Raw genomic sequence first — 21,529 nt, 5'->3', positions numbered from 1 at the left:
TTTTCGCAATCTCCGTCGCGAGACTTGGCTTGCAGCACGAGACAGGGCTTACACAGGCAGGTCTCGTGCTGGAACGGAAGTCTCGGCGCCGCCCGCACGCGCGGCGCTGCGCGGGCGGGGGTCAGCGGGCGAGCTCGGCCGCGACCGCCCCACGCAGCCACTGCATATAGGTGCCGGCGTCCCATCCCGACTGTGCGACAAGCTGCTGATAGCTCTCGGGCGAGAGCAGGAACGACAGCGTCGCAGCGGTCGCCTGGGGGTCGGCCTTCGGGGCGGCCAGACCGCGGGCGATGAGTTCGTCGACCAGGCGTCGGTAGTCGTCGGCGCGACGATGCAGGATCTGCGTGAGCACCTCGTCCACCCGCTCATCCGACAGGGCTGCGCCCAGCAGCACCGTCCACAGCCGATGCCCGCGTGCGTTCGCGTCGGTGATCTGAGCCAGCACGGAGTCGAGGAACACATCGTCGGGCAGCTCGAGCACGCCGGCGGCGACATCCGTGTCCGTGAGCGACTCGGCGCCCTCGTATCCCGAGAACGTCACCTCGAACGCCGCGATCAGCAGTTCGGCCTTCGAGGCGGCCGTCTTGACGGTCTCACCGGAGACGCCGGCCGCGCGCGCGATCGCGGCGATGGTGGTCGCCTGGTACCCCTGTCGGGCGAACAGCTCCCCGGCCGCGGCGATGATCCGGGCGCGCGTCTCACGTGCCTGGCGGGCACGGAGTTCGGAGCGGTAGACGCGAGCGGTCGATTCCGTCATTGACTTTCCTTGCAAGCAGATGAATACTGTCTCGGTATATCGATCTTAGAGAAGGAGTGCCATGTCCAGCCACCTCATCGCCTGCACACCGGCGCACGGGCATGTCATGCCGCTGCTGCAGATCGCTCGCCATCTCATCGAGCGCGGTGACGATGTGACGTTCCTCACCAGTTCCCGCTACGGCGAACGAGTCGCGAGCACGGGAGCCCGGTTCGTCGCTCTTCCTGCTGCGGCCGACATCGACCTCGACGACGCCGACGCCGCGTTCCCGGAGCGCGTGGGGCTGACCGGAGCGGCAGCTCTGCGCTTCGACATGAGCAATCTGTTCGTGAGGCCGGGAGTCGCTCAGCTCGCCGCTGTGCGCGCCGTGCTGGCAGAGCAGCGCATCGACACCGTGCTCGCCGAACCGCTCTTCCTCGGCGCCGCTCTGCTGCAGCAGCTGCCGCGGCACGACCGGCCGCCGGTGATCGCGCTCGGAATCTTCCCGCTCGGGGTCCGCAGTCGCGATACGGCGCCGTTCGGCCTCGGCGTCACGCCGATGGCCGGTTCCCTTGGGCGACTGCGCAACGCCGCGCTGCGGACCATCGCGGAGCGGCTGATCTTCCGCCGCGTGCAGCGGGAGGCCGATCGGCTCGCCGCTCGCGAGACAGGTCGTGGCCTCGGAGGGTTCGTCCTCGACTGGGCCGGGCGAGCCGACGCCTACATCCAGTTCACCGTTCCCGAGTTCGAATACCCCCGATCGGATCTGCCCCCGACGGTGCACTACGCCGGAGCGATTCCCGCCGTGATCTCCACTCCCGCTCTGCCGGAATGGTGGAGCGATCTCGACGCCGGCGCACCCGTCGTGCACGTGACCCAGGGAACCATCGCGAACCGCGACTTCTCGCAGCTCGTGTTGCCGACCCTCGAGGCGCTGCGCGACAGCGATGTGCTCGTCGTCGCATCCACCGGGGGGCGTGCCCTCGGAGACCTGGCATCCGATCTGCCGGCGAACGCCCGAGTAGCCGAGTACCTTCCGTACGATCAGCTGCTGCCCAAGGTCGACGCCATGGTGACCAACGGCGGCTATGGCGGTGTTCAGCAGGCGCTGCGGCACGGCATCCCACTGGTCGTAGCAGGACGAACCGAAGACAAGGTCGAGGTCTGCGCGAGGGTCGGCTGGTCGGGAGCGGGGATCGACCTGCGCACGCAGACGGCCGATGCGCCGAAGATCCGGGACGCCGTGCACCGCGTGCTGAACGAGCCCGCGTTCCGGGCGACCGCCGCGCAGATCGGTCACGCCCTGCGCGCCGCCGATCCCTGGCGGACGCTCGACGAGGTCATCGACGCGAGCATGATCCAGCGCACCGCCCTCACCTGATCCGGGTGCGGTGAAACGCGTGACCGAACAGGTCGCGCACACATACACTGGGCACACCCATCAGCGCCGATCGGAGCCAGCGTGCCGTCCCCCTGGTCGTCATCGCGTGACGCCTCCCCGGAGGTCTCGCGCCTTCTCATCGAGCGCGCACACGAAGAGCTCGTCGCCGGGAACCTCGACGATCGCCGCCTGCAGCAGGTGCGCCCGCTCGTGCGGGCGTCCTGGGAGCGCGCGTGGCAGAGACGCGTCGGCGCCGAGGGACTGCCGCCGCTCGACTTCAGTGAGGACGCTCTCGAGGCGTACCGCACCGGGCATCCGCTCGCCGGGGTGATGGACCTCATCCGCTCGCTGCTGCTGCCCGGCAGTGCCGAGGACTCGGGAGTCGTCGTCGCGGTCGGCGACCACGCCGGCCGGCTGCTGTGGGTCGAGGGCGACCTTCGACAGCGCGTGCTCTCGGGCGAGATGGGATTCGTCGCGGGCGCGAACTGGTCCGAGCAGACCGTCGGCACCTCCGCCCCCGGCACGGCGCTTGCCCTCGGCGAGTCGGTGCAGATCCACCACGCCGAGCACTACAACCGACTCGTGCAGCCGTGGTCGTGCACGGCGGCCCCCGTGTTCGACCCCGAGACCCGCCGCATCCTCGGGGTGATCGACGTGACCGGCGGGGCCGAGGCCGTCACACCGCAGGCCCGGATGCTGGTGGATGCCACGGCGCGAGCCGTCGAATCCGAACTGCTCGTCGCGCGTCTGCGGGCCCGCAGCGAGGCACCCCGCGGGTCGGAGCGCTCGCCGCGCCGCTCGCCGCGTGACACCAGGCATGCCCGCCTGCAGGTGCTGGCACGCGACCGTGCCCGCCTCGAGGTCGACTCCGCCGAGGGCGAGACGACGATCGAGCTCAGCGCCAGGCACGCCGAGATCCTGCTCATGCTCGCCGTGCACCGGCAGGGCCTGTCGGCCGAGCGGCTCAGCGAGCTCGTCTACGGCGAGGGCGCGTCCCCCGACACCCTGCGGCCCGAGATGGTGCGTCTGCGCAGGGTGCTCGAGCGGGTCTCGCCAGACCTCGCGCCGCAGTCCCGGCCGTATCGGCTGACCGCACCGCTCGAGACCGACGCGCAGAACGTGCTCTCGCTGCTCGACCGCGGTGCGCACCGCGTCGCGCTCAGCGCCTATCCGGGTGCGGTGCTGCCCGAGTCGGCATCACCCGGCGTCGAGGAGTTCCGCGAGACGGTGCGCGCGGCCCTGCACGAGGTGATGGTCAGCGAGGCCAGTCTCGACGTGCTGCTCGCGTACGCCGAGATCCCCGAGGGGCAGAATGACGCCGAGGCGCTGCGTCTCGCCCTCGAGATGCTTCCCGCCCGCTCGCCGAGACGCTCGGGTCTCGTCGCGCGGATCGAGCGTCTCGACGTCGAGTGACCGCAACCGACTGCAACGTTGCGCACGGGGGCGCAACCTGACGCCCCCTACCTTCGAACCCAACAGCCGCGCAGCATCGAGGCCGCGGCCCGTCGAAGGAGTCAACGATGACCATCGTCGAAGAAGACGTGTCCACCGCGTACGCCGCCCCCGGCCAGCCCGGCGCCGTCGCGAACTACCGCGCCCGGTACGGCCACTACATCGGCGGCGAGTTCGTCGAACCCGCCAAGGGCCAGTACTTCGAGAACATCAGCCCGGTCAACGGCAAGCCGTTCACCGAGGTCGCCCGTGGCACCGCCGAAGACATCGACCGCGCTGTTGACGTCGCCTGGAAGGCGTTCGAGTCGTGGAAGCGCACCTCACCCGCTGAGCGGTCGGTCATGCTCAACCGGATCGCCGATCGCATCGAGGAGAACCTCGAGGCGATCGCCGTCGCCGAGACGTGGGAGAACGGCAAGCCCGTGCGCGAGACGCTCGCCGCCGACATCCCGCTCGCCGTCGACCACTTCCGCTACTTCGCCGGCGTGCTGCGCGGACAGGAAGGCGGCATCAGCCAGCTCGACGAGAACACCGTCGCCTACCACTTCCAGGAGCCACTGGGCGTAGTCGGGCAGATCATCCCGTGGAACTTCCCGATCCTCATGGCGACCTGGAAACTGGCTCCTGCGCTCGCCGCGGGCAACTGCATCGTGATCAAGCCGGCCGAGCAGACCCCGGCATCCATCCTCTTCCTCTTCGAGATCATCGGCGACCTGCTGCCGGCCGGTGTCGTGAACATCGTCAACGGCTTCGGCATCGAAGCCGGCGCTCCCCTCGCGCAGCACAAGCGCATCCGCAAGGTCGCATTCACCGGCGAGACCACCACGGGCCGGCTGATCATGCAGTACGCCTCGCAGAACCTCATCCCGGTCACACTCGAGCTCGGAGGCAAGTCACCCAACGTCTTCTTCGAAGACGTGGCCCGCGCCGACGACCCGTTCTACGACAAGGCGCTCGAGGGCTTCACGATGTTCTCGCTCAACCAGGGAGAGGTGTGCACGTGCCCGTCCCGTGCGCTCATCCAGCGCTCGATCTACGACGGCTTCCTCGCCGACGGACTGGAACGTGTCGGCAAGGTCATCCAGGGCAATCCGCTCGACCCCGCCACGATGATCGGCGCGCAGGCGTCGAACGACCAGCTCGAGAAGATCCTCAGCTACATCGACATCGGCAAGCAGGAGGGCGCGAAGCTGCTCACCGGAGGCGGGAGGGCAGACCTCGGCGGCGACCTCAGCGAAGGCTTCTACGTCGAGCCGACAGTGTTCGAGGGCAGCAACAGCATGCGCATCTTCCAGGAGGAGATCTTCGGCCCCGTGCTGTCGGTGACAAGTTTCAGCGACTTCGACGACGCCATCTCGATCGCCAACGACACGCTCTACGGTCTCGGCGCCGGCGTGTGGAGCCGCAGCGGCGACACCGCGTACCGCGCAGGCCGTGCCATTCAGGCCGGTCGCGTATGGACGAACACGTACCACCAATACCCGGCCCACGCCGCGTTCGGCGGGTACAAGCAGTCGGGCGTCGGCCGCGAGAACCACAAGATGATGCTCGATCACTACCAGCAGACGAAGAACCTGCTGGTGTCGTACGCCGAAGGCCCGATGGGCTTCTTCTGATCGGCCTCCCCAGTGCCGGGCGGGCGTCGCGTGACGTCCGCCCGGCAACCGTTCCCGAGCGAAGGAGTCGCAGATGGTCAGCATCGGAAGGTACGAGCGGGTGGACGTGTCGGATGCCGCGGCCGAGCTGCTGCGCGAGCTGACGGCGCAGCACGGGCCGTTGATGTTCCATCAGTCGGGCGGATGCTGTGATGGCTCGTCGCCGATGTGCTACCCGATCGGCATGTTCATCACCGGACCGAGCGACGTGCGCCTCGGTGAGCTCGACATCGCGGGCCTCGAACCGATCGAGGTGTTCATGTCGGAGGCGCAGTTCGAGTACTGGAAGTACACGCACCTCACGATCGACGTCGTGCCCGGCCGCGGGGCGGGTTTCAGCGTCGAGGGTCCGACGGGCATGCGCTTCCTCATCCGGTCCCGGATGCTGAACGATGCCGAGCTGGAGTACTTCGGCCTCTCTCCGGCCTAGGCATCCGGATCAGAGCATCCGACCATCTCGGCGTACCGCGTGCCGACGCGTCATACCGCCGTCAGGGCACGACGACCGCGCGTCCCTGCACCCTCCCGTCGTGCAGCCGCGTGTACGCCTCCACCGCCTGGTCCATCGAATAGCGCTCGACGTGCACACCCACCGATCCGCCGCGGGCCAGTGCCAGCACCTCCATGAGTTCGCTGCGGGTGCCCCAGTACGGGGCACGAACCGATGCGCCGAACGGGGTGGAGAAGAAGCCGGTCGGCAGCAGGCCGCCGCCGATCCCGACGATCTGGATGTCGCCGTCGACGGCGACGACCTGGCGCGCGATGTCGAGAGTCGGCTGCACGCCTGTGAAGTCGAACACGGCTTCGGCTCCCCGACCCTCGGTGAGGCGGCGGATCTCATCGACGGCCGACTCGTCCGACATCAGCGCGTGATGGGCTCCGACATCCCGCGCCAGCGCGAGCTTCTCCTCGGCGATGTCGAGAGCGATGACGGTCGCGGATGAGATCGCGCGCAGCAGCTGGATGCCGACGTGGCCAAGTCCGCCGGTGCCGATGACGACGGCCGTCGACCCGGCGACGAGCTTCTCCCTCGCCGACATGATCGCGTGGTACGGAGTCAGACCGGCGTCGGTCAGCGACACCGTCTCGACCGGGTCGAGGTCGCCGATGGGAACGAGATGGCGCGCGTCGTCGACGATCAGGTACTCCGCCATCGCACCCGGCGAGCCGAGGCCCGGAGGCTGGATGCCGAGTTCCGCGGCCCTCGTGCAGTAATTCTCCGCACCCCGTGCGCAGGCGTGGCACTGCCCGCACCCCCATGGGCCGTAGACGGCGTACGAGGCCCCGAGCTCGATGCCCTCCACGCCGTCGCCGAGCTTCTCGGCCACACCCACTCCTTCGTGCCCGAGCGTGAGGGGAAGGCCGTACACATACTGCTCGGTCGGGAGGTTCATGACGAACCAGTCGGAGTGGCACAGGCCGGCGGCGGTGACCTTCAGACGGATCTGGCCCGGCCCGGGTTCCGGCGTCTCGATGTCGACGAGCTCCGGTCCTCTGCCGATCGTGCGGTACTGGATGGCCTTCATCGTGCAACCTCCTGATCGAGCTGCGGCGGCGGGCGCGGCCGCATGCTCGTCCAGCATCCTCCATCCGGGGATCGACCGAAAGCCCGCCGCCCCGGATATATTCCGGCCGTGTCAGCGGAAGAAGACGAAGGACAGCAGGCCGAGGAAGTGCGGCAGAAGCGTCACGCCGAACACGACGATGATGATCACGAGCGTCACCCACGAGAAGCCCTTACGCAGGCGGCGGCCCTGCGGTGCGACCCCTGCCGGCGGCCGCAGCATGGCAGCAGGCGGGGCGAAGGGCAGCGCCGCGGGCGAAGCCGGGGGCGGCGGCAGCCGGGTCGCCGGATGCGGCGCGGCAACGTGCTGCGCCGATCGCAGCCGGTCGTCGCGCCAGCGCGCCCATTGATCGAACTTGCCCAGCAGCGCACCGACCGTGCCGAACAGCCAGGCCCAGGTGCTGACGTCGGTGGTCGAGGCGGGCCGTCGCATGTAGAGGAACAGCCAGTCGTCCACGATCTCGACATCGAGCTGCGCCGCATGGTCGATGAAGCGCGCCATGATGTCCGGCGTGAACAGGTAGAGCGCGTCGGCCTCGTACCCGCTCGGGCAGTACAGCGTGAAGTGCCGGTCGAAGTCGCCCTCGAGTGAGAGGCGCTGGTCCTTCGAGAACGTCGACGGCAGATTCGACCCGAGCCCATTGTTGCCCAGGGCGTCGAGGACGATGTTCGGCAACGGCACATCGAGCTTCACGGCGACGTAGCCCCAGCTGTGCGTCGTCTTGTTCTTGCCCGACCCGGTCGTGTACCGGTAGTTGCCGAACTCGACGAAGCGCGGCTCCTGCCCGCGGACGAGCTGTGACGCGATGCGCGAGTGGCCGAGGTGGAAGATCATGCCCGGAAGCGGCGGGTCGCTGACGAACGGGCGGAACGTCATGCCGTTCGCCTGCGCGAACCGGGCTATCCGGTAGGTGCTCTCGCGTGTGCGGCGGCGAGAGATCACGAGAAGCGGGATGGCGATTGCGGCGATCACGAACGGGATCAGCGCCGGCAGGGAGAACAGCGCCCCGACCCCCGCGTCCCCGGAGGCGATGCCTGCGATCAGCCCGAACAGGGTGAAGCCGATGGTCGGCAGGAACACCAGGCCGAAGACGACCGCGACGATCACGCCGATGACGATCTGGGCACCCGACGTCGGATTCTGCGCCTTGACCGTCCGCCAGAACGCGCTCACGGCACGGGCGTCGACCGGTTCAGTGAGGGGGCGCGTCTCGAACGGGTGCTGCGGAGGCGGCGCCGGGATCATGGGTCAACGGTACCTGCCATGATCGATGGGTGACTCAGACCCGAACCCTCCCCAGTCTCAACGGCCGCACGTTCAAGATGGTGTCGTCGACGACGTCCGTCGTCGACCACGATGCCCCGAGCGTCTTCCACTATTTCGAGCAGGACGGTGTGATCTGGGGCGACTACACCGGTGACACGGTCACGATCGGCCGCTTCGTGGGAACCCGCACCGGCGACACCATCTGGGTCTCGTTCGTGCACGTGCTGGCCGCCACGGGCGAGGTCGTGACCGGCGACGGCGAGAGCGAGATCGAGATCGGCGACGACGGGATGCTGCGCCTGGTCGAGCATTACGAGATGCACGGCGCCGCGCAGCTCAGCGTGTGCGTCGAGACCGCCGCGGCCTGATCCGGTCGTCGCGGTCACCGCGGCGGCAGGGCGCCTCTTCCCGCCGTCGCCGGCGTCCACTGCGTCATGCCCAGCGGCACATCGAGGCTGCGCTCGGGCAGGTCGGGGGGAAGCACGAACGGCCGACGGATCACCTCGTCGAGTACGACGACGCTGACCACCGTGCGCACCTCGGGAAGCTGAGCGATGACCCCGGTCGAGAACTCGTGCACACCGCTGACGTCCGTCGCGCGGATCAGCAGCATGGCGTCGTGCTCTCCGGTCGTCACGGCGCAGTACTCGATGTCGGGCATCTCGGCGATCTGCGCCCGGAACGACGCCCACGCCTGCGGATACACCGTGACGAAGATCAACGCCCCGATCGAGAGTCCCGCCTTGGCGGGGTCGACCCGTGCGCTGAAGCCCGTGATGACACCGTCCGACACCAGCCCCTCCACTCGGGTGTACGCGTTGGCTCGCGAGATGCCGACTTTCTCGGCCAGCGCGGCGATCGAGATGCGCCCGTTCTCGCGAAGAAGATCGAGGATCCGATACGAGACCGGATCGAGGGCAGCGGCACTTCGTCCAGAATCCCGGGTATCTTCAGCGTCAGTGCTGGACATTCTGCATCCTAATCTCCATCGTCCGGACAGGTTTTGTCTACATGACGCAATGTCATTGGACAAATCGTCGCACACCATGGGAATCTGATCACGGTCGTCCAGCATTGGATGCCCAGGACTCCCGATCCACCCTGCCAATGGAGGTACCCATGCTGTCGACGCTGCGCACGCCGGCGATCGCCCTCGGAGCGATCGCGCTCCTCGCCCTGACCGGATGCTCGGGAGGAAACTCTGCGAACAACAACGGCGGGGCGAAGTCCGGTGGTTCCCTGGTCATCGACACCGCGTTCTCGGTCGAGACCGCCGACCCCGGGCACACCTACGACCCGACCGGCAACATGCTCGCCAAGGCGATGTACGAGACGCTCGTCGACTTCAAGGGCTCGGACGTCTCGACCCCGATCCCCGGGCTCGCCTCGTGGAAGGCCAACGACTCCGCCACCGAGTTCACCTTCACACTCGAAGACGGCCGCGTCTTCTCGGACGGCACCCCGATCGAGGCGAAGGACGTCGTCTTCTCGCTGCAGCGTATCCAGGGCATGGCCGACGCCAAGCCGAACTTCCTCCTCTCCGGCGTCACCATCACGGAGGTCGACGAGAAGACGATCCTCTTCACCACCGAGACGCCCCTGCTGCAGCTGCCCGCCATCCTCGCGAACCCCGCTCTCGGCATCGTCAACGCCGACGTGGTGATGAAGAACGGCGGCAGCACCGACGGCTCCGACTCCGCGCAGAAGTACTTCGACGGTGCCTCCGCAGGCTCCGGCCCCTTCGTGCTCGACACTCTCGACCTCAGCTCGCAGATCGTGCTGAAGAAGAACGACGAGTACAACGGCGACGAGAAGCCCGCCTACGACCGCGTCGTCATCCGCAACGTCTCCGAGAGCGCCACCCAGCTCGCCAACCTCAAGGGCGGCGACTCGATGGTCGCCATGGATCTCAACGGCGACCAGGTCAGCGGTCTCGGTGACGGCCTCAACGTCGACTCGGTGCCGTCCGGGCAGACCATCTTCCTGCTGCTGAACCAGTCGACCGGCGTCGCCGGCGACCTGGCCAACGTGAAGCTCGCCGAAGGCATCAGGTACGCACTCGACTACCCGGCTCTGCTCGAGCTCGCCGGCGCCGGTGCCGAGCAGGCCACCGGCGTGATCCCGCCCGGATTCGAAGGCGCCCTCGACGAGGGCGTCACCCAGGACCTCGGCAAGGCGAAGGCGGCCTTCGACGCCGCCGGCTACACCGGTCAGACGCTGAAGCTGCAGTTCCCGAACGACTACCCCGTCGGCGGGGTGGAGTTCACGCCGCTCGCGGAGCGCATCCAGGCGCAGCTGAAGGACGCCGGCGTCACGGTCGAGCTCGCCCCCGCTCCGTTCGCCACCGAGCTCGACGCGTACGTGAACGGCACCGAGGGCTTCGGCCTCTGGTTCTGGGGCCCTGACTACGCCGACTCCGCCAACTTCCTGCCCTTCGGACCCGGTCTGAAGGTCGGTCTGCGTGCGGGCTGGGAGCAGTCGGCCAACCCCGAGATCGCCGCCATCGCCGCGGATGCCGCCAGCGCGACCGATCCCGACGAGCGCACCGCCGCGTTCACGAAGTTCGCTGAGACGATGCAGGCGAGCGGCCCGTTCGTGCCTCTGATCGTGCCCGGCCGCAACATCGCCACCTCTGACAAGGTCGACGGCGCCGTCTACAACTCCGTGTGGGAGATGGACATCGCCGAGATCACGCCCGCCGGCTGAACGGAACGACCGTGATGACGACAGTGGCTGTGCAGACACAGGCGCAGCGCAAGAAGTCGCCCCTGGCGGGGTACCTGCTGCGCAGGGCCGGCACCTCGGTGCTGCTGCTGATCGGCGTCACGGTCGTGACGTTCCTGCTCACCAACCTGGTGCCAGGAGACCCCGTCTCCGCGGCGCTGGGTGAGGGGGCGTCTCAGAACCCCGCGACGCGTGAAGCCTTCATCAAGGCGCAGGGGCTCGACCAGCCCCTGTTCGTGCAGTACTTCATTTACATGGGCAAGCTGCTGCGCGGCGACCTCGGCACCTCCCTCGTCACCGGGCAGCCGGTGACCGCGGATCTCGCCACGGCCGTGCCCGCCACGATCGAGATCGCGCTCTGCGCGATCGTCCTGAGCCTCGCGGTCAGCCTCGTCCTCGGCACGCTCGCCGCGTACCGGCGCGGCATGGTCACAGACCAGATCGTGCGAGTGGTCACTCTGATCGGGCTCAGCGTGCCGACCTTCTGGCTCGCACTCGTGAGCTTCTACGTGTTCTTCCTCAACCTGCGCATCGCGCCCGGGTCCGGTCGCATCTCGCCGTCGATCATCCCGCCGCCCCGGGTGACCGGGCTGTACACGATCGACTACCTGCTGAACGGCGACGGCGTGGGCTGGGCCGACGCCATGGCGCACCTGGCGCTGCCGGTGATGGTGCTGTCGCTGGTGACGATCGGTCTGCTGACCCGGTTCATCCGCACGTCCGTGCTCGAGGTGCTCGACAGCGACTACGTGCGGGCGGCTCGCGCGAAGGGTCTGCCGGCCATGCGGGTGGTGCTCGACTACGTGCTGCGCGGAGCTGCTCTGCCGGTGCTGACCGTGGTCGGCGTCGCCTTCGGCTCACTGCTCTCGGGCACGGTGCTCGTCGAGTCGGTGTTCGCCTGGCCCGGCCTCGGCACGTACGCCTACAACTCGGCGGCCAACCTCGACCTGCCAGGGATCATGGGCGTCGGCCTCATCGTCGGCGTCATCTACCTGGTCATCAACTTCGTCGTCGACCTGCTGTACGGCGTGCTCGACCCGAGAGTGAGGATCGCATGACCCCTCGCGAACCCCGCATGCCGGGGCGGCTCAAGCTGCGCTGGCCGCGTGCCTGGCGCACGCCGCTCGGCGTCATCGGCAGCGTCGTCGCCGCAGCCTGGATCATCGTCGCCTTCACCGCGCAGTGGTGGGTGCCGTTCGAACCGAACGCCCAGGTGCTGCCCCGCCTGCAGGCCCCCGGCATCGACACGCTGCTGGGCACCGACGGCAACGGGCGCGACATCTTCTCGCGCCTGATGACCGGCGCGACCGTCACCATCCCGCTCGCGCTCACCCTCGTCGTCGCCGCCCTCGTCATCGGCGCCGTGATCGGCGCGCTCGCCGGGTACTTCGGCGGCTGGGTCGACGAGACGCTCATGCGCATCACCGATCTGTTCATGGCGTTCCCGACCGTGATCCTCGCGATGGTCGTCGCCGCGTCGCTCGGCCCCTCATTGTTCAACGCCGTGATCGCGGCGGTCGTCGTGTCGTGGCCGCAGTACTCGCGCGTCACCCGCAGCATCGTGCTGTCGCTGCGCAATCAGAACTACGTGATCGCCGGTCGTCTGCTCGGCCACTCACCGACACGCACCCTCGTCGTCGATATCCTTCCCAACGTCGCCGGTCCGCTGCTGGTGCTGGCGACGCTCGACATCGGTGCGGCGATCCTGCTGCTGTCGGGGCTGTCGTTCCTCGGTCTGGGCGCACAGCCCCCAACGCCGGAATGGGGCTCGATGATCTCCGCCGCAATGCAGAACTTCGATGCGTGGTGGCTCGGGGTCTTCCCCGGCCTCGCCATTCTCACGGTCGTGCTGGCATTCAACTTCCTCGGCGATGCGCTTCGCGACATCCTCGACCCGACCGCCGAGGTGACGCACGAGAAGCAGACCGAGCTGGTCGCATCGAGCGGAGGCGGCGCATGAGCATCCTCGACATTCGCGACCTCACGGTCGATATCGGTCGCCCACTCGTGAAGGGCCTGTCGGTTCAGCTCGATGCCGGGCGCATCCATGGGCTCGCCGGGGAATCGGGATCGGGCAAGACGCTCACCGCCATGTCGGTCCTCGGTCTGCTGCCGCGCCACGCGCGCACCGGTGGCTCGGTCCGGCTCGGCGACGCCGAGCTGCTCGGACTCGGCAGGCGGGCGATGAACCGCATCCGCGGCAAGCGCATCGCGATGGTCTTCCAGGATCCGTCGGCGTCTCTGCACCCGCAGATCCCCGTCGGTCGTCAACTCACCGACCACATGCGCGTGCACCTCGCGCTGCGCGGGACGGCAGCCAGACAGCGTGCAGTCGAGCTGCTCGAGCGGGTGCAGGTCCCGAACCCCGAAGAAGCACTGCGACGCTACCCGCACCAGTTCTCGGGCGGCCAGCGGCAGCGCATCGCGATCGCGTGCGCGCTCGCCTGCGATCCCGAGGTGCTGCTCGCCGACGAGCCGACGACGGCACTCGACGTGACCGTGCAGGCCGGCATCCTGAAGCTGCTGCGCGACCTCGCCGACGAGCGCCAGATCGCCGTTCTGCTCGTCACCCACGATCTCGGTGTGATGAGCGCGATCGCCGACGTCGTCACGGTGATGAAGGACGGCAGGGTCGTCGAGCACGCTGATCGAGCGACGCTGTTCCGTCACCCGCAGCACGAGTACACCAGGCAGCTGCTCGCGGCTCTGCCCGGATCACGCATCGAAGGAGGCGACGAACATGGCGCATGAGACCGTCCTCGACGCTCAGGGCATCGTCGTCCGCTACCCCGGCAACCCGCCCGTCGTCGCAGTCGACGACGTGTCGCTTCAGGTGCGCGCCGGTGAGACCGTCGCCCTCGTCGGAGAATCCGGCAGCGGCAAGTCGAGCCTCGCCCGCGCCGCCGTCGGCATCGAGAAGCTCGCGGGCGGCACGGCACGCTTCCTCGATGGGGAGGTGACCCCGCTGCGCGTGCGCCGCCGCCCGAAGCACCTCACCGGAATCCAGATGGTGTTCCAGGACCCGTCGACCTCGCTCAACCCGCGCCGTCGGATCGGCGACCAGATCGCCGACGGCATCGCCACCGCGCGAGCGCGCGGTGCGGAGGGCTCGACGGTCGAGGAGTGGCTCGAGAAGGTCGGCCTGCCCACGGCATCCGTCTCGAAGTTCCCGCACCAGTTCTCGGGCGGTCAGAAGCAGCGCATCGCGATCGCGCGGGCGCTCGCCGCCCGCCCGCAGCTGCTCGTCGCCGACGAGCCGATCTCGGCTCTCGACGCGTCGACCCAGACGAGCGTGGCCGCGCTCATGCGCGATCTCGTCAAAGAGGCGGGCGCCGGGATGCTGTTCATCTCGCACGACCTCGCCGTCGTGCAGCGCATCGCCGACCGGACATTCGTGATGTTCGGCGGGCGCGTGCTCGAGTCCGGGCCGACCGCGCAGCTCTGGGCCGACCCGCAGCACCCGTACACGCAGGCGCTGCTGGCGGCGATACCCGAGCCAGACGGCGCGGGCCGCATCCCCGCGGCGCCGTCGGGCGCCGAGCGTGCGATCTGGGCCGACGTGCCCGCCATCCAGCGCTGACGACGTCACCCGCTGTTCACCGGGCGGACCGACGCCCGTAAGAGCGGCCAGGCACGATGACACCGTGCCCGCACCGTCGATGACCGTGATCGTCCCCGCGAAGGACGCCGGCAGGTTCATCGGCACGGCTCTCGAGACCCTCGTCCGCCAGTTCCCCGACGATCATGCGCTGAAGCTCGTCGCGATCGACGACGGCTCGAGCGATGACACCGGGGTGATCATGCGCCGGTACGCCGAGCGGTTCGCGCATGCCGAGGTGATTCGCAACGGCACCCCCAGAGGGCTCGCCACCGCCCGAAATCAGGGCCTGGCGTACGTCGAGGGCGACTCCTTCTGCTTCCTCGACGGTGATGACTGGATGCAGCCCGGCCGGTTGCCTGCCCTGCAGAGCGCACTGCGCGACCTCGGCTGCGACTTCGTGCGCACCGATCACGTCACGGTTCAGGGTGCGCAGCGGCGGCTCGTGCGCGCCCCGTTCACCCATCGCGGGATCGTCGCCGATCCGCGAGAGGCGATCCTGCCCGTCGAGGACCGCACGATGGTCGACTATCCGTTCGCGTGGGCGGGTCTGCTGCACCGCCGGATGCTCGACAGCGGCGCCGCCGCGTTCAGCGATGGTCTGTTCACCGCCGAGGACCGCCCCTGGATCTGGCGGCTGCACCTGCACGCGCGGTCGTTCGCCGTCGTCGACGCCCCACACCTGCTGTACCGCCGGGGTCTCTCCGACTCGCTCTCCAAGACGCTCGATCGGCGCCAGTTGCACTTCTCCCGGGCTCTGAGCGAGGTACTCGATCTCGTCGAGGCGGATCGGGATGCCGATCACCTGCTGCCCAAGGCGGTGTTCAGCGTGCTCGCGCTCAGTTCGCATCACCTCGTGCGCGCTCGCCGCATGCGGCCTGCCGTGCGGAGAGAGCTGCGTGCCGGCATCCGGGATCTCCTCGCTCGCCTGCCTCGCGACCAGGCGCGGACGGCGATCGACCGCATCGGCGGCTCCCGTAGGCGGGTGCTCGCGCGGGTGCTCCGGGACGCGGATCACGCATGAGCGGGACGATTCAGCTGTTCGCCCTGCACAGCGCCTACGGGCTGATGACGGCAGTCGCCGCCATCGACGCAGGGCTGCTGGGAGATGACGATGTCGAGCGCATCCTCGTGCCGATGAACACCGCCGCGGTGCCCGAGACCGCACCCGATCTCGAGAGCGTGCCCCGGCTGGCCCCGCTGCGCGCACGATTCGACCGCATCGAGCCGCTGAACCCGCTGCTCGATCCGCTGCACCCGACCACCTGGCACCCCGATGAGCAGGATCTGCCGATGCTTGAGCGGCTGCTGAGACGTGCGTGGGCCCTCCACGACGCCCGGCTCGAGCTGTTCGTGCAGTCGCCGCAGGTCGCACCGGCGCGCACGCTGATGGCGCTGTTCTCGCAGGCGCAGCTGAATGTCATCGGCGACGGGCTCATGACGTACTCGCCGATCCGCAGCGCCATGCCACGGCAGGTCACCGAGCGCGTCGCCCGCGTCGTGCACCCCGATGTCGTGCCGGGCGTCGTACCGCTCGTCTTCGCCGAGACCGGCGCGATCCCGGTGTCGGTCGACCCTGCGGATCACGGGCGGGTGCTGTGCGAGGTGGGGCAGGCGCAGCCGGATGCCGCTCTAGATTCCCTCGTGTCGCCCGACGTCCCGACGGCGCTGGTCCTCGGGCAGTACCTGTCGGCTCTCGGGCTGATGAGTCAAGACGACGAGACCTCATTGCAGACGCGGATGATCGACCGGGCGGCGGATGCCGGCGCGCAGCGCGTCGTGTTCAAACCGCACCCCTCCGCGCCGCCTGCGCTCTCGGATGCGCTCGGGCAGCAGGCATCCGCTCGAGGGCTCGCCTTCGCCACCTACGCCGGCGACCAGCCGGCGGAGTACGTCGCGCACCGCCTGGGGGCAGCGGCGGTCATCGCCGGGTTCTCGACCGCCCTACCGACAGCGCGCACGGTGTTCGGCATCCCCGGACACGCCGTGGGCTCCGACACGGTGCTCGCACGACTCACACCGTACGAGAACAGCAACCGAGTGCCCGCCGCCATCGTCGACGCCCTCGAGCGCGGCGTCGCGACGGATGAGCTGCAGGGCATCGTCGACGCCGTCGGATACGCCATGCAGCCCCACATCGTCGGGCATCTTCGGCCGCGCGCGATCGCGGCGCTGGCGGCCATGACCGGCCGCGACCGTGAGCGATACGTGCCATCCGGCCGACTGCGCGCCCTCGACCTGCCCGGTGCGCCCGCGCGGGGTCGGTGGCAGCGGCCGGGTCGCCAGGCCGGGGGAGTCGGGCGCTGGGAGGAGCTGCAGCTCACCGCAGCCGGCGCGAAGCGCCGCGCCCGCAGAGTCTGGAAGGCGGCAACCGGCCGATGACCGAGAACGAGCTCACTGTCGCGATCATCCCCGCGCGCGGCGGGTCGAAGGGCGTGCCGGGCAAGAACCTGCGGCGGGTCGGCGGGATATCGCTGGTCGAACGCGCGGTTCGCGCTGCTGCAGAGGCTCGAGGCGTGGACCTGGTGGTCGTCAGCACCGACGACGCCGAGATCGCACGCGTCGCCGCCGCGGCGGGTGCACGGGTCATCACGCGCCCAGCCGGTCTGTCGAGCGACACCGCGACGTCGGAGAGCGCGGTGCTGCACGCCCTCGACGCGCTCGCCGCCGACGGCGTCCTGGTCGGCACCGTGGTCTTCGTGCAGGCGACGTCCCCCTTCATCCCGAGCGAGGGCATCGCCGAGGCCGCCGCGCACATCGCGACCGACCGCTACGACAGTGTTTTCTCCGCTCACGAGACCTATGGCTTCCTCTGGCGACGGGATGCCGATCAGCTGGCCACCGCGGTCAACCACGACGCGTCGAACAGACCGCGCCGGCAGGACCGCGAGCCGCACCACTTCGAGACCGGGGCGTTCTACGCCTTCACCGCCGATGGCTTCCGCGCGGCGGGTCACCGGTTCTTCGGCCGCATCGGCATCGTCGACGTGCCCGAGACCTCCGCCATCGAGATCGACGACGAGCACCAGCTCGCCGTCGCAGACGCTCTCGCGGCGCTCGACCCCGCACCGGATGCCCCGATCCCGGCATCCGTGCTCGTCACCGACTTCGACGGGGTGCACACCGACGACACGGCCACGGTCGACACCGAGGGCCGCGAGTCGGTGCGGGTGAGCCGGGAGGACGGTATGGGCGTCTCGCGGCTGCGCCGCGCGGGTATCCCGATGCTCATCCTCTCCACCGAACTGAACCCCGTCGTCGCTCGTCGGGCTGAGAAGCTGCAGGTGCCGGTGCTGCACGGCATCGAAGACAAGACCGCCGCTCTGGAGTCGTGGGCCGCCGAGAACGGCATCGCGCTCGCCGACATCGCCTACGTCGGCAACGACGTGAACGACCTCGCCGCCCTCGACATCGTCGGCTGGCCGATCGCCGTGGCGAACGCCCACCCCGCCGTGAGGGCGGCCGCGCGCGTCGTCCTGACTCGTCGCGGTGGCGAGGGAGCGGTGCGCGAGGTTGCCGAGCGCATGCTCGCCGCGCGCTGATTCCCGCCGCCCCGGTTCGCCGTACGAGCGTCGGCAGCCGGTCACCGGCTCGACGCCGCAGGTTCACCCGAGCCGCGTAGACCGGGAGGACACGACCGGAAACGGAGGGTCCTCATGACCGTCACCATCGCAGACCGCGTGATCGGCGGAGGCCGTCCCACGTACGTCATCGCCGAGATCGGCCTGAACCACAACGGCGATGTCGAGATCGCCAAGCAGCTCATCGACGTGGCCCGCGCCGCCGGCGCCGACGCCGTGAAGTTCCAGAAGCGCACTCCGGAGATCGCCACTCCCGAGCACATGCGCGACGTGTCCCGCGAGACGCCCTGGGGGACCATGAGCTACCTCGACTACCGCCGCAGGGTCGAGTTCGACCGTGAGCAGTACATCGAGATCGGCGACTACGCGACGATGGCAGGCCTGCACTGGTTCGCCTCGCCGTGGGATGTGCCGAGCGTCGAGTTCCTCGAGGACCTGAACGTGGTCGCCCACAAGGTGGCATCCGCCAGCCTCACCGACACCGAGCTGCTGCAGGCGCTGCGCGCGACCGGCAAGCCCGTCATCCTCTCCACCGGCATGTCGACGATCGAGCAGATCGACCGGGCGCTCGACACGCTGGGCACCGACCGCACGATCCTCATGCACGCCACGTCGACGTATCCGATGGAGTCGGGCGAGGCGAACCTGAAGATGATCGCCACGCTGCGCGACCGCTACGCGGGCGTGCCGGTGGGCTACTCCGGCCATGAGCGCGGCCTGCAGATCTCGCTCGCCGCCGTCGCGCTCGGCGCAGTGGCGGTCGAGCGCCACATCACACTCGACCGCGCCATGTGGGGCTCGGATCACGCCGCGTCCCTCGAACCGGCGGGTCTCGAGCGCCTGGTTCGCGACATCCGCGTCATCGAGGAAGCACTCGGTGACGGAGTCAAGCGCGTCTATCCGGGCGAGCTCGCTCCCATGGCCAAGCTGCGTCGCGTCGGGGCATGACTTTCCCCGGCAGCCGGCCGCCCCGCCTGCGGGTGGTCGCCATCGGCGACGCCGACTCGTTCGTGAAGTGGGCCGCCCACCTCATCGACCAGGTAGACGACATCAGTCAGCACCTGCTGCTGGTGCACACGCCGCTGGTCGTGAGCGATGCGCAGCGGGATGCCGCGGTCGCCGGCACCCGCTTCGCTGACCACCCCGCGTCGATCACGCGGATCGCCTTCGACGACGTCGCCGACTGGCTCGCCAGAGACACTCCCGACGTCGTCGTGCTCGCGGGTCGCGCCCCGTTCGTGCGTCTGCTCGGACGCGAGATCGACCGGCTCACCCGCCGCCCTGTCGTGGTCAGCGGTCTGCCGGGCATGTCGATCCCCGCGCTGCGCGGCGCACTCGAGTATCGCCGGCACTGCGACCTCGTCGTGGTGCACTCGCGCCGCGAGGTCACCGCGTACACGCGCCTCGGCCGTGCCCTCGGCGCCACGGTGCCCGTGGGGCTCGCGACGTTTCCGTTCGCAAAGCCGGATCGGGTGGCGAGCACAGGCACCGACCTCGTGTTCGCCGCGCAGGCGCTCGTGCCGGGTGATCGTGCCGAGCGGCGCCGCATCGCCGAGGTCCTGCGCCTCGCGGCGGTGGCCGACCCGTCGCGCCGCGTCGTCATCAAGCTGCGCTCGCGGCCAGGTGAAGTCGAAGCGCATCAGGAGCGCGACGGCTACACCGACCTGCTCGAGAACGCCCCCGAGAACCTCGTCTTCTCGTTCGCGCCGATGGCCGAGGCGCTGGCCACTGCCGAAGGCCTCGTCACGGTGAGTTCGACGGCGGCCGTGGAGGCGCTGGCCGCGGGCGTCCCGGTGATCGCACTCGACGACTTCGGCATCCGGCCCGACCTGCTCAACCGCGTCTTCGACCGCAGCGGGCTGCTCGGCGGCGGAGATGACGTGGTGGCGCGGCGCTTCCGGCATCCGGACCCGCAGTGGGCGGCGGCCAACTACTTCCACGATTCGCGCGAGTCGCGATGGTGGGAGCAGGTGCGCGCGCTGGTCGCGCAGCGACGCCGCGGCGCCCTGCCCGCGCGCACGGTGCCATTGCCGCGCGGCGGAGCCCTGCACGCAGCGTGGCACCGCCGGATGGTGCTCGGCGACGCCGACCGCACACCGTCGGGACGCATCGCGGCCGTGCTGGTGACGCCGGCGATCGCAGCGCTGGCCGCGCTGAAGCGCCGCCATAGCCGACCGGCTGTTCCGGATGCCCTGGCAGCGGACTTCACGCTCGCGCCGAGCCCGCTCGCAGAGCCGGTGCGACGACGGTCTGCGGCATACGCGTCGATCCGGTAGACTGTTGTGGTTGTCTGCCCGCCGGCATCCATTCGGGAAGCCGCGTCAGACGACGTGCTACACACCCTCCTGCTTCCGGGAAAGTCCCGGGAGCCGTTCTAGTCCGAAGGAGGTGGGTAAGTGACGCACCAGTACGAGCTCATGGTCATTCTGACCCCCGAGCTGGACGAGCGCCAGGTTGCCCCCAACCTCGACAAGTTCCTGAAGGTCATCACCAACGATGGTGGCTCGATTGACAAGGTCGACATCTGGGGCAAGCGTCGTTTCGCCTACGAGATCAACAAGAAGAACGAAGGCATCTACGCCGTCGTCAGCTTCACCGCCACCAGCGAGGCCACGCAGGAGCTCGACCGTCAGCTCGGTCTGAGCGAGCTCGTGTTCCGCACCAAGGTCCTGCGTGCCGAAGAGGCACAGGCCATGGTCGCCGCCGAGGCCAAGCGCGCAGCCGACAAGGCCGCTCGCAAGCCCAAGGTCGCAAAGGCCTAAGGCTCATGGCCGGCGAAACCGTCATCACCGTGGTGGGCAACCTCACGGCAGATCCCGAGCTGCGTTACACGCAGAACGGTCTGCCGGTGGCGAACTTCACCATCGCCTCGACCCCGCGCACGTTCGACCGTCAGGCCAACGAGTGGAAGGACGGCGAAGCGCTGTTCCTCCGCGCGTCGGTATGGCGCGAGTTCGCCGAGCACGTGGCAGGCTCGCTGACCAAGGGCATGCGCGTCATCGCGCAGGGCCGTCTGCGTCAGCGCTCCTACCAGGACCGCGAAGGCAACAACCGCACGGCTATCGAGCTGGAGGTTGACGAGATCGGTCCGTCGCTGCGATACGCGACGGCACAGGTCACGCGGGCCGCATCCAACGGCGGTGGGCAGTCGCGTCCGCAGCAGCAGCAGCAGCAGCAGGTCTCGGACGAGCCGTGGTCGACGCCCGGCTCCTCGAGCGCTGACGCCTGGAGCACTCCGGGCAGCTTCGGCGACGACACCCCGTTCTGAATTCCGGATGCCCAGGCATCCGATCTCATCTCTTAAGGAAGAAACATGGCTGGAAAGTCGAGCGGCGATCGCCGCAAGCCGCGGAAGGGTGGCAAGCCCACCGCTCCCGCGAAGTCCATCCGCGTTGGCGTCATCGACTACAAGGATGTCGCGACGCTTCGCAAGTTCATCTCGGAGCGCGGCAAGATCCGCGCCCGTCGTATCACCGGTGTCTCGGTGCAGGAGCAGCGTCTGATCGCCAAGGCGATCAAGAACGCTCGCGAGATGGCTCTCCTGCCCTACGCCGGCGCTGGCCGCTGAGGG

General features: G+C 69.1%; 22 protein-coding genes. 18 read left to right on the top strand and 4 right to left on the bottom strand.

What is annotated here, in order from left to right; genetic code table 11:
• Positions 1-121: 121 nt before the first annotated feature.
• Positions 122-757: a TetR/AcrR family transcriptional regulator gene (locus V2S05_RS09830; protein ID WP_413634964.1), complete on the bottom strand. Its 636-nt coding sequence runs from the start codon at positions 755-757 to the stop codon at positions 122-124.
• Between the two features lie 61 nt (positions 758-818).
• Between V2S05_RS09830 and V2S05_RS09825 the strand changes: the two genes are divergently transcribed.
• The 4 genes from V2S05_RS09825 to V2S05_RS09810 all read left to right on the top strand — a co-directional run bounded on the left by V2S05_RS09825 (position 819) and on the right by V2S05_RS09810 (position 5,654).
• The gene (locus V2S05_RS09825; protein WP_413634963.1) at positions 819-2,117 is read left to right on the top strand and encodes a glycosyltransferase; all 1,299 of its coding nucleotides are present in this window, start codon (positions 819-821) and stop codon (positions 2,115-2,117) included.
• 81 nt (positions 2,118-2,198) lie between these two features.
• Positions 2,199-3,530 carry a GAF domain-containing protein gene (locus tag V2S05_RS09820; RefSeq protein WP_413634962.1) on the top strand — a complete coding sequence of 444 codons (1,332 nt, stop codon included), beginning with the start codon at positions 2,199-2,201 and terminating at the stop codon, positions 3,528-3,530.
• A gap of 107 nt (positions 3,531-3,637) precedes the next feature.
• Positions 3,638-5,185 carry an aldehyde dehydrogenase family protein gene (locus tag V2S05_RS09815; protein WP_413634961.1) on the top strand — a complete coding sequence of 516 codons (1,548 nt, stop codon included), beginning with the start codon at positions 3,638-3,640 and terminating at the stop codon, positions 5,183-5,185.
• Between the two features lie 73 nt (positions 5,186-5,258).
• Positions 5,259-5,654, top strand: coding sequence for a DUF779 domain-containing protein (locus V2S05_RS09810; RefSeq protein ID WP_413634960.1), 396 nt, complete (start codon positions 5,259-5,261; stop codon positions 5,652-5,654).
• A 61-nt stretch (positions 5,655-5,715) separates the two neighbouring features.
• Here V2S05_RS09810 and V2S05_RS09805 read toward each other — a convergent pair whose 3' ends face one another.
• Positions 5,716-6,750, bottom strand: coding sequence for an NAD(P)-dependent alcohol dehydrogenase (locus V2S05_RS09805; RefSeq protein WP_413634959.1), 1,035 nt, complete (start codon positions 6,748-6,750; stop codon positions 5,716-5,718).
• Between the two features lie 111 nt (positions 6,751-6,861).
• Positions 6,862-8,034, bottom strand: coding sequence for a hypothetical protein (locus V2S05_RS09800; protein ID WP_413634958.1), 1,173 nt, complete (start codon positions 8,032-8,034; stop codon positions 6,862-6,864).
• Positions 8,035-8,063: 29 nt separating this feature from the next.
• Here V2S05_RS09800 and V2S05_RS09795 point away from each other — a divergent pair, with 29 nt between their 5' ends.
• Entirely contained in the window at positions 8,064-8,423 is a 360-nt protein-coding gene (locus V2S05_RS09795) for a hypothetical protein (RefSeq protein WP_413634957.1), read from the top strand.
• Between the two features lie 14 nt (positions 8,424-8,437).
• Here V2S05_RS09795 and V2S05_RS09790 read toward each other — a convergent pair whose 3' ends face one another.
• Entirely contained in the window at positions 8,438-9,025 is a 588-nt protein-coding gene (locus V2S05_RS09790; protein WP_271639058.1) for an Lrp/AsnC family transcriptional regulator, read from the bottom strand.
• Positions 9,026-9,174: 149 nt separating this feature from the next.
• Here V2S05_RS09790 and V2S05_RS09785 point away from each other — a divergent pair, with 149 nt between their 5' ends.
• The 13 genes from V2S05_RS09785 (at position 9,175) to rpsR (ending at position 21,526) form a co-directional block, all read left to right on the top strand.
• Positions 9,175-10,761, top strand: coding sequence for an ABC transporter substrate-binding protein (locus V2S05_RS09785; RefSeq protein ID WP_413634956.1), 1,587 nt, complete (start codon positions 9,175-9,177; stop codon positions 10,759-10,761).
• Between the two features lie 14 nt (positions 10,762-10,775).
• Positions 10,776-11,837, top strand: a complete 1,062-nt coding sequence (locus V2S05_RS09780) for an ABC transporter permease (protein WP_413634955.1) — start codon at positions 10,776-10,778, stop codon at positions 11,835-11,837.
• The gene (locus V2S05_RS09775; protein ID WP_413634954.1) at positions 11,834-12,739 is read left to right on the top strand and encodes an ABC transporter permease; all 906 of its coding nucleotides are present in this window, start codon (positions 11,834-11,836) and stop codon (positions 12,737-12,739) included. The genes V2S05_RS09780 and V2S05_RS09775 overlap by 4 nt, the downstream gene beginning before the upstream one ends.
• Positions 12,736-13,530: an ATP-binding cassette domain-containing protein gene (locus V2S05_RS09770; RefSeq protein WP_271639063.1), complete on the top strand. Its 795-nt coding sequence runs from the start codon at positions 12,736-12,738 to the stop codon at positions 13,528-13,530. Before V2S05_RS09775 ends, V2S05_RS09770 begins: the two co-directional genes overlap by 4 nt.
• Complete coding sequence (locus V2S05_RS09765; protein ID WP_413634953.1) at positions 13,520-14,359, top strand: ABC transporter ATP-binding protein; 840 nt, start codon at positions 13,520-13,522, stop codon at positions 14,357-14,359. Before V2S05_RS09770 ends, V2S05_RS09765 begins: the two co-directional genes overlap by 11 nt.
• A 64-nt stretch (positions 14,360-14,423) precedes the next feature.
• Complete coding sequence (locus tag V2S05_RS09760; protein ID WP_413634952.1) at positions 14,424-15,401, top strand: glycosyltransferase family 2 protein; 978 nt, start codon at positions 14,424-14,426, stop codon at positions 15,399-15,401.
• Positions 15,398-16,759 (top strand): polysialyltransferase family glycosyltransferase, encoded by a 1,362-nt coding sequence (locus V2S05_RS09755; protein ID WP_413634951.1) that lies wholly within the window; start codon positions 15,398-15,400, stop codon positions 16,757-16,759. Before V2S05_RS09760 ends, V2S05_RS09755 begins: the two co-directional genes overlap by 4 nt.
• Complete coding sequence (locus tag V2S05_RS09750; RefSeq protein WP_413634950.1) at positions 16,756-17,919, top strand: cytidylyltransferase domain-containing protein; 1,164 nt, start codon at positions 16,756-16,758, stop codon at positions 17,917-17,919. Before V2S05_RS09755 ends, V2S05_RS09750 begins: the two co-directional genes overlap by 4 nt.
• A gap of 114 nt (positions 17,920-18,033) precedes the next feature.
• On the top strand, positions 18,034-18,906 hold the full coding sequence (locus V2S05_RS09745) for an N-acetylneuraminate synthase family protein (protein ID WP_413634949.1): 873 nt from the start codon (positions 18,034-18,036) through the stop codon (positions 18,904-18,906).
• Positions 18,903-20,234: a DUF6716 putative glycosyltransferase gene (locus tag V2S05_RS09740; protein ID WP_413634948.1), complete on the top strand. Its 1,332-nt coding sequence runs from the start codon at positions 18,903-18,905 to the stop codon at positions 20,232-20,234. Before V2S05_RS09745 ends, V2S05_RS09740 begins: the two co-directional genes overlap by 4 nt.
• A gap of 120 nt (positions 20,235-20,354) precedes the next feature.
• A complete protein-coding gene (gene rpsF, locus V2S05_RS09735) occupies positions 20,355-20,720 on the top strand; it encodes a 30S ribosomal protein S6 (RefSeq protein WP_413634947.1) in 366 nt (121 codons plus the stop codon).
• Between the two features lie 5 nt (positions 20,721-20,725).
• Positions 20,726-21,226, top strand: a complete 501-nt coding sequence (locus V2S05_RS09730) for a single-stranded DNA-binding protein (RefSeq protein ID WP_413634946.1) — start codon at positions 20,726-20,728, stop codon at positions 21,224-21,226.
• 45 nt (positions 21,227-21,271) lie between these two features.
• Positions 21,272-21,526, top strand: a complete 255-nt coding sequence (gene rpsR / locus V2S05_RS09725) for a 30S ribosomal protein S18 (RefSeq protein WP_071641238.1) — start codon at positions 21,272-21,274, stop codon at positions 21,524-21,526.
• The last annotated feature ends 3 nt before the right edge of the window (positions 21,527-21,529 follow it).

It is taken from the genome of Microbacterium sp. OR16, from assembly GCF_047306725.1.
Lineage (GTDB): Bacteria > Actinomycetota > Actinomycetes > Actinomycetales > Microbacteriaceae > Microbacterium.
Note: the sequence above shows the minus strand (reverse complement) of the source record. Positions and strands in the feature narration are given on the sequence as shown.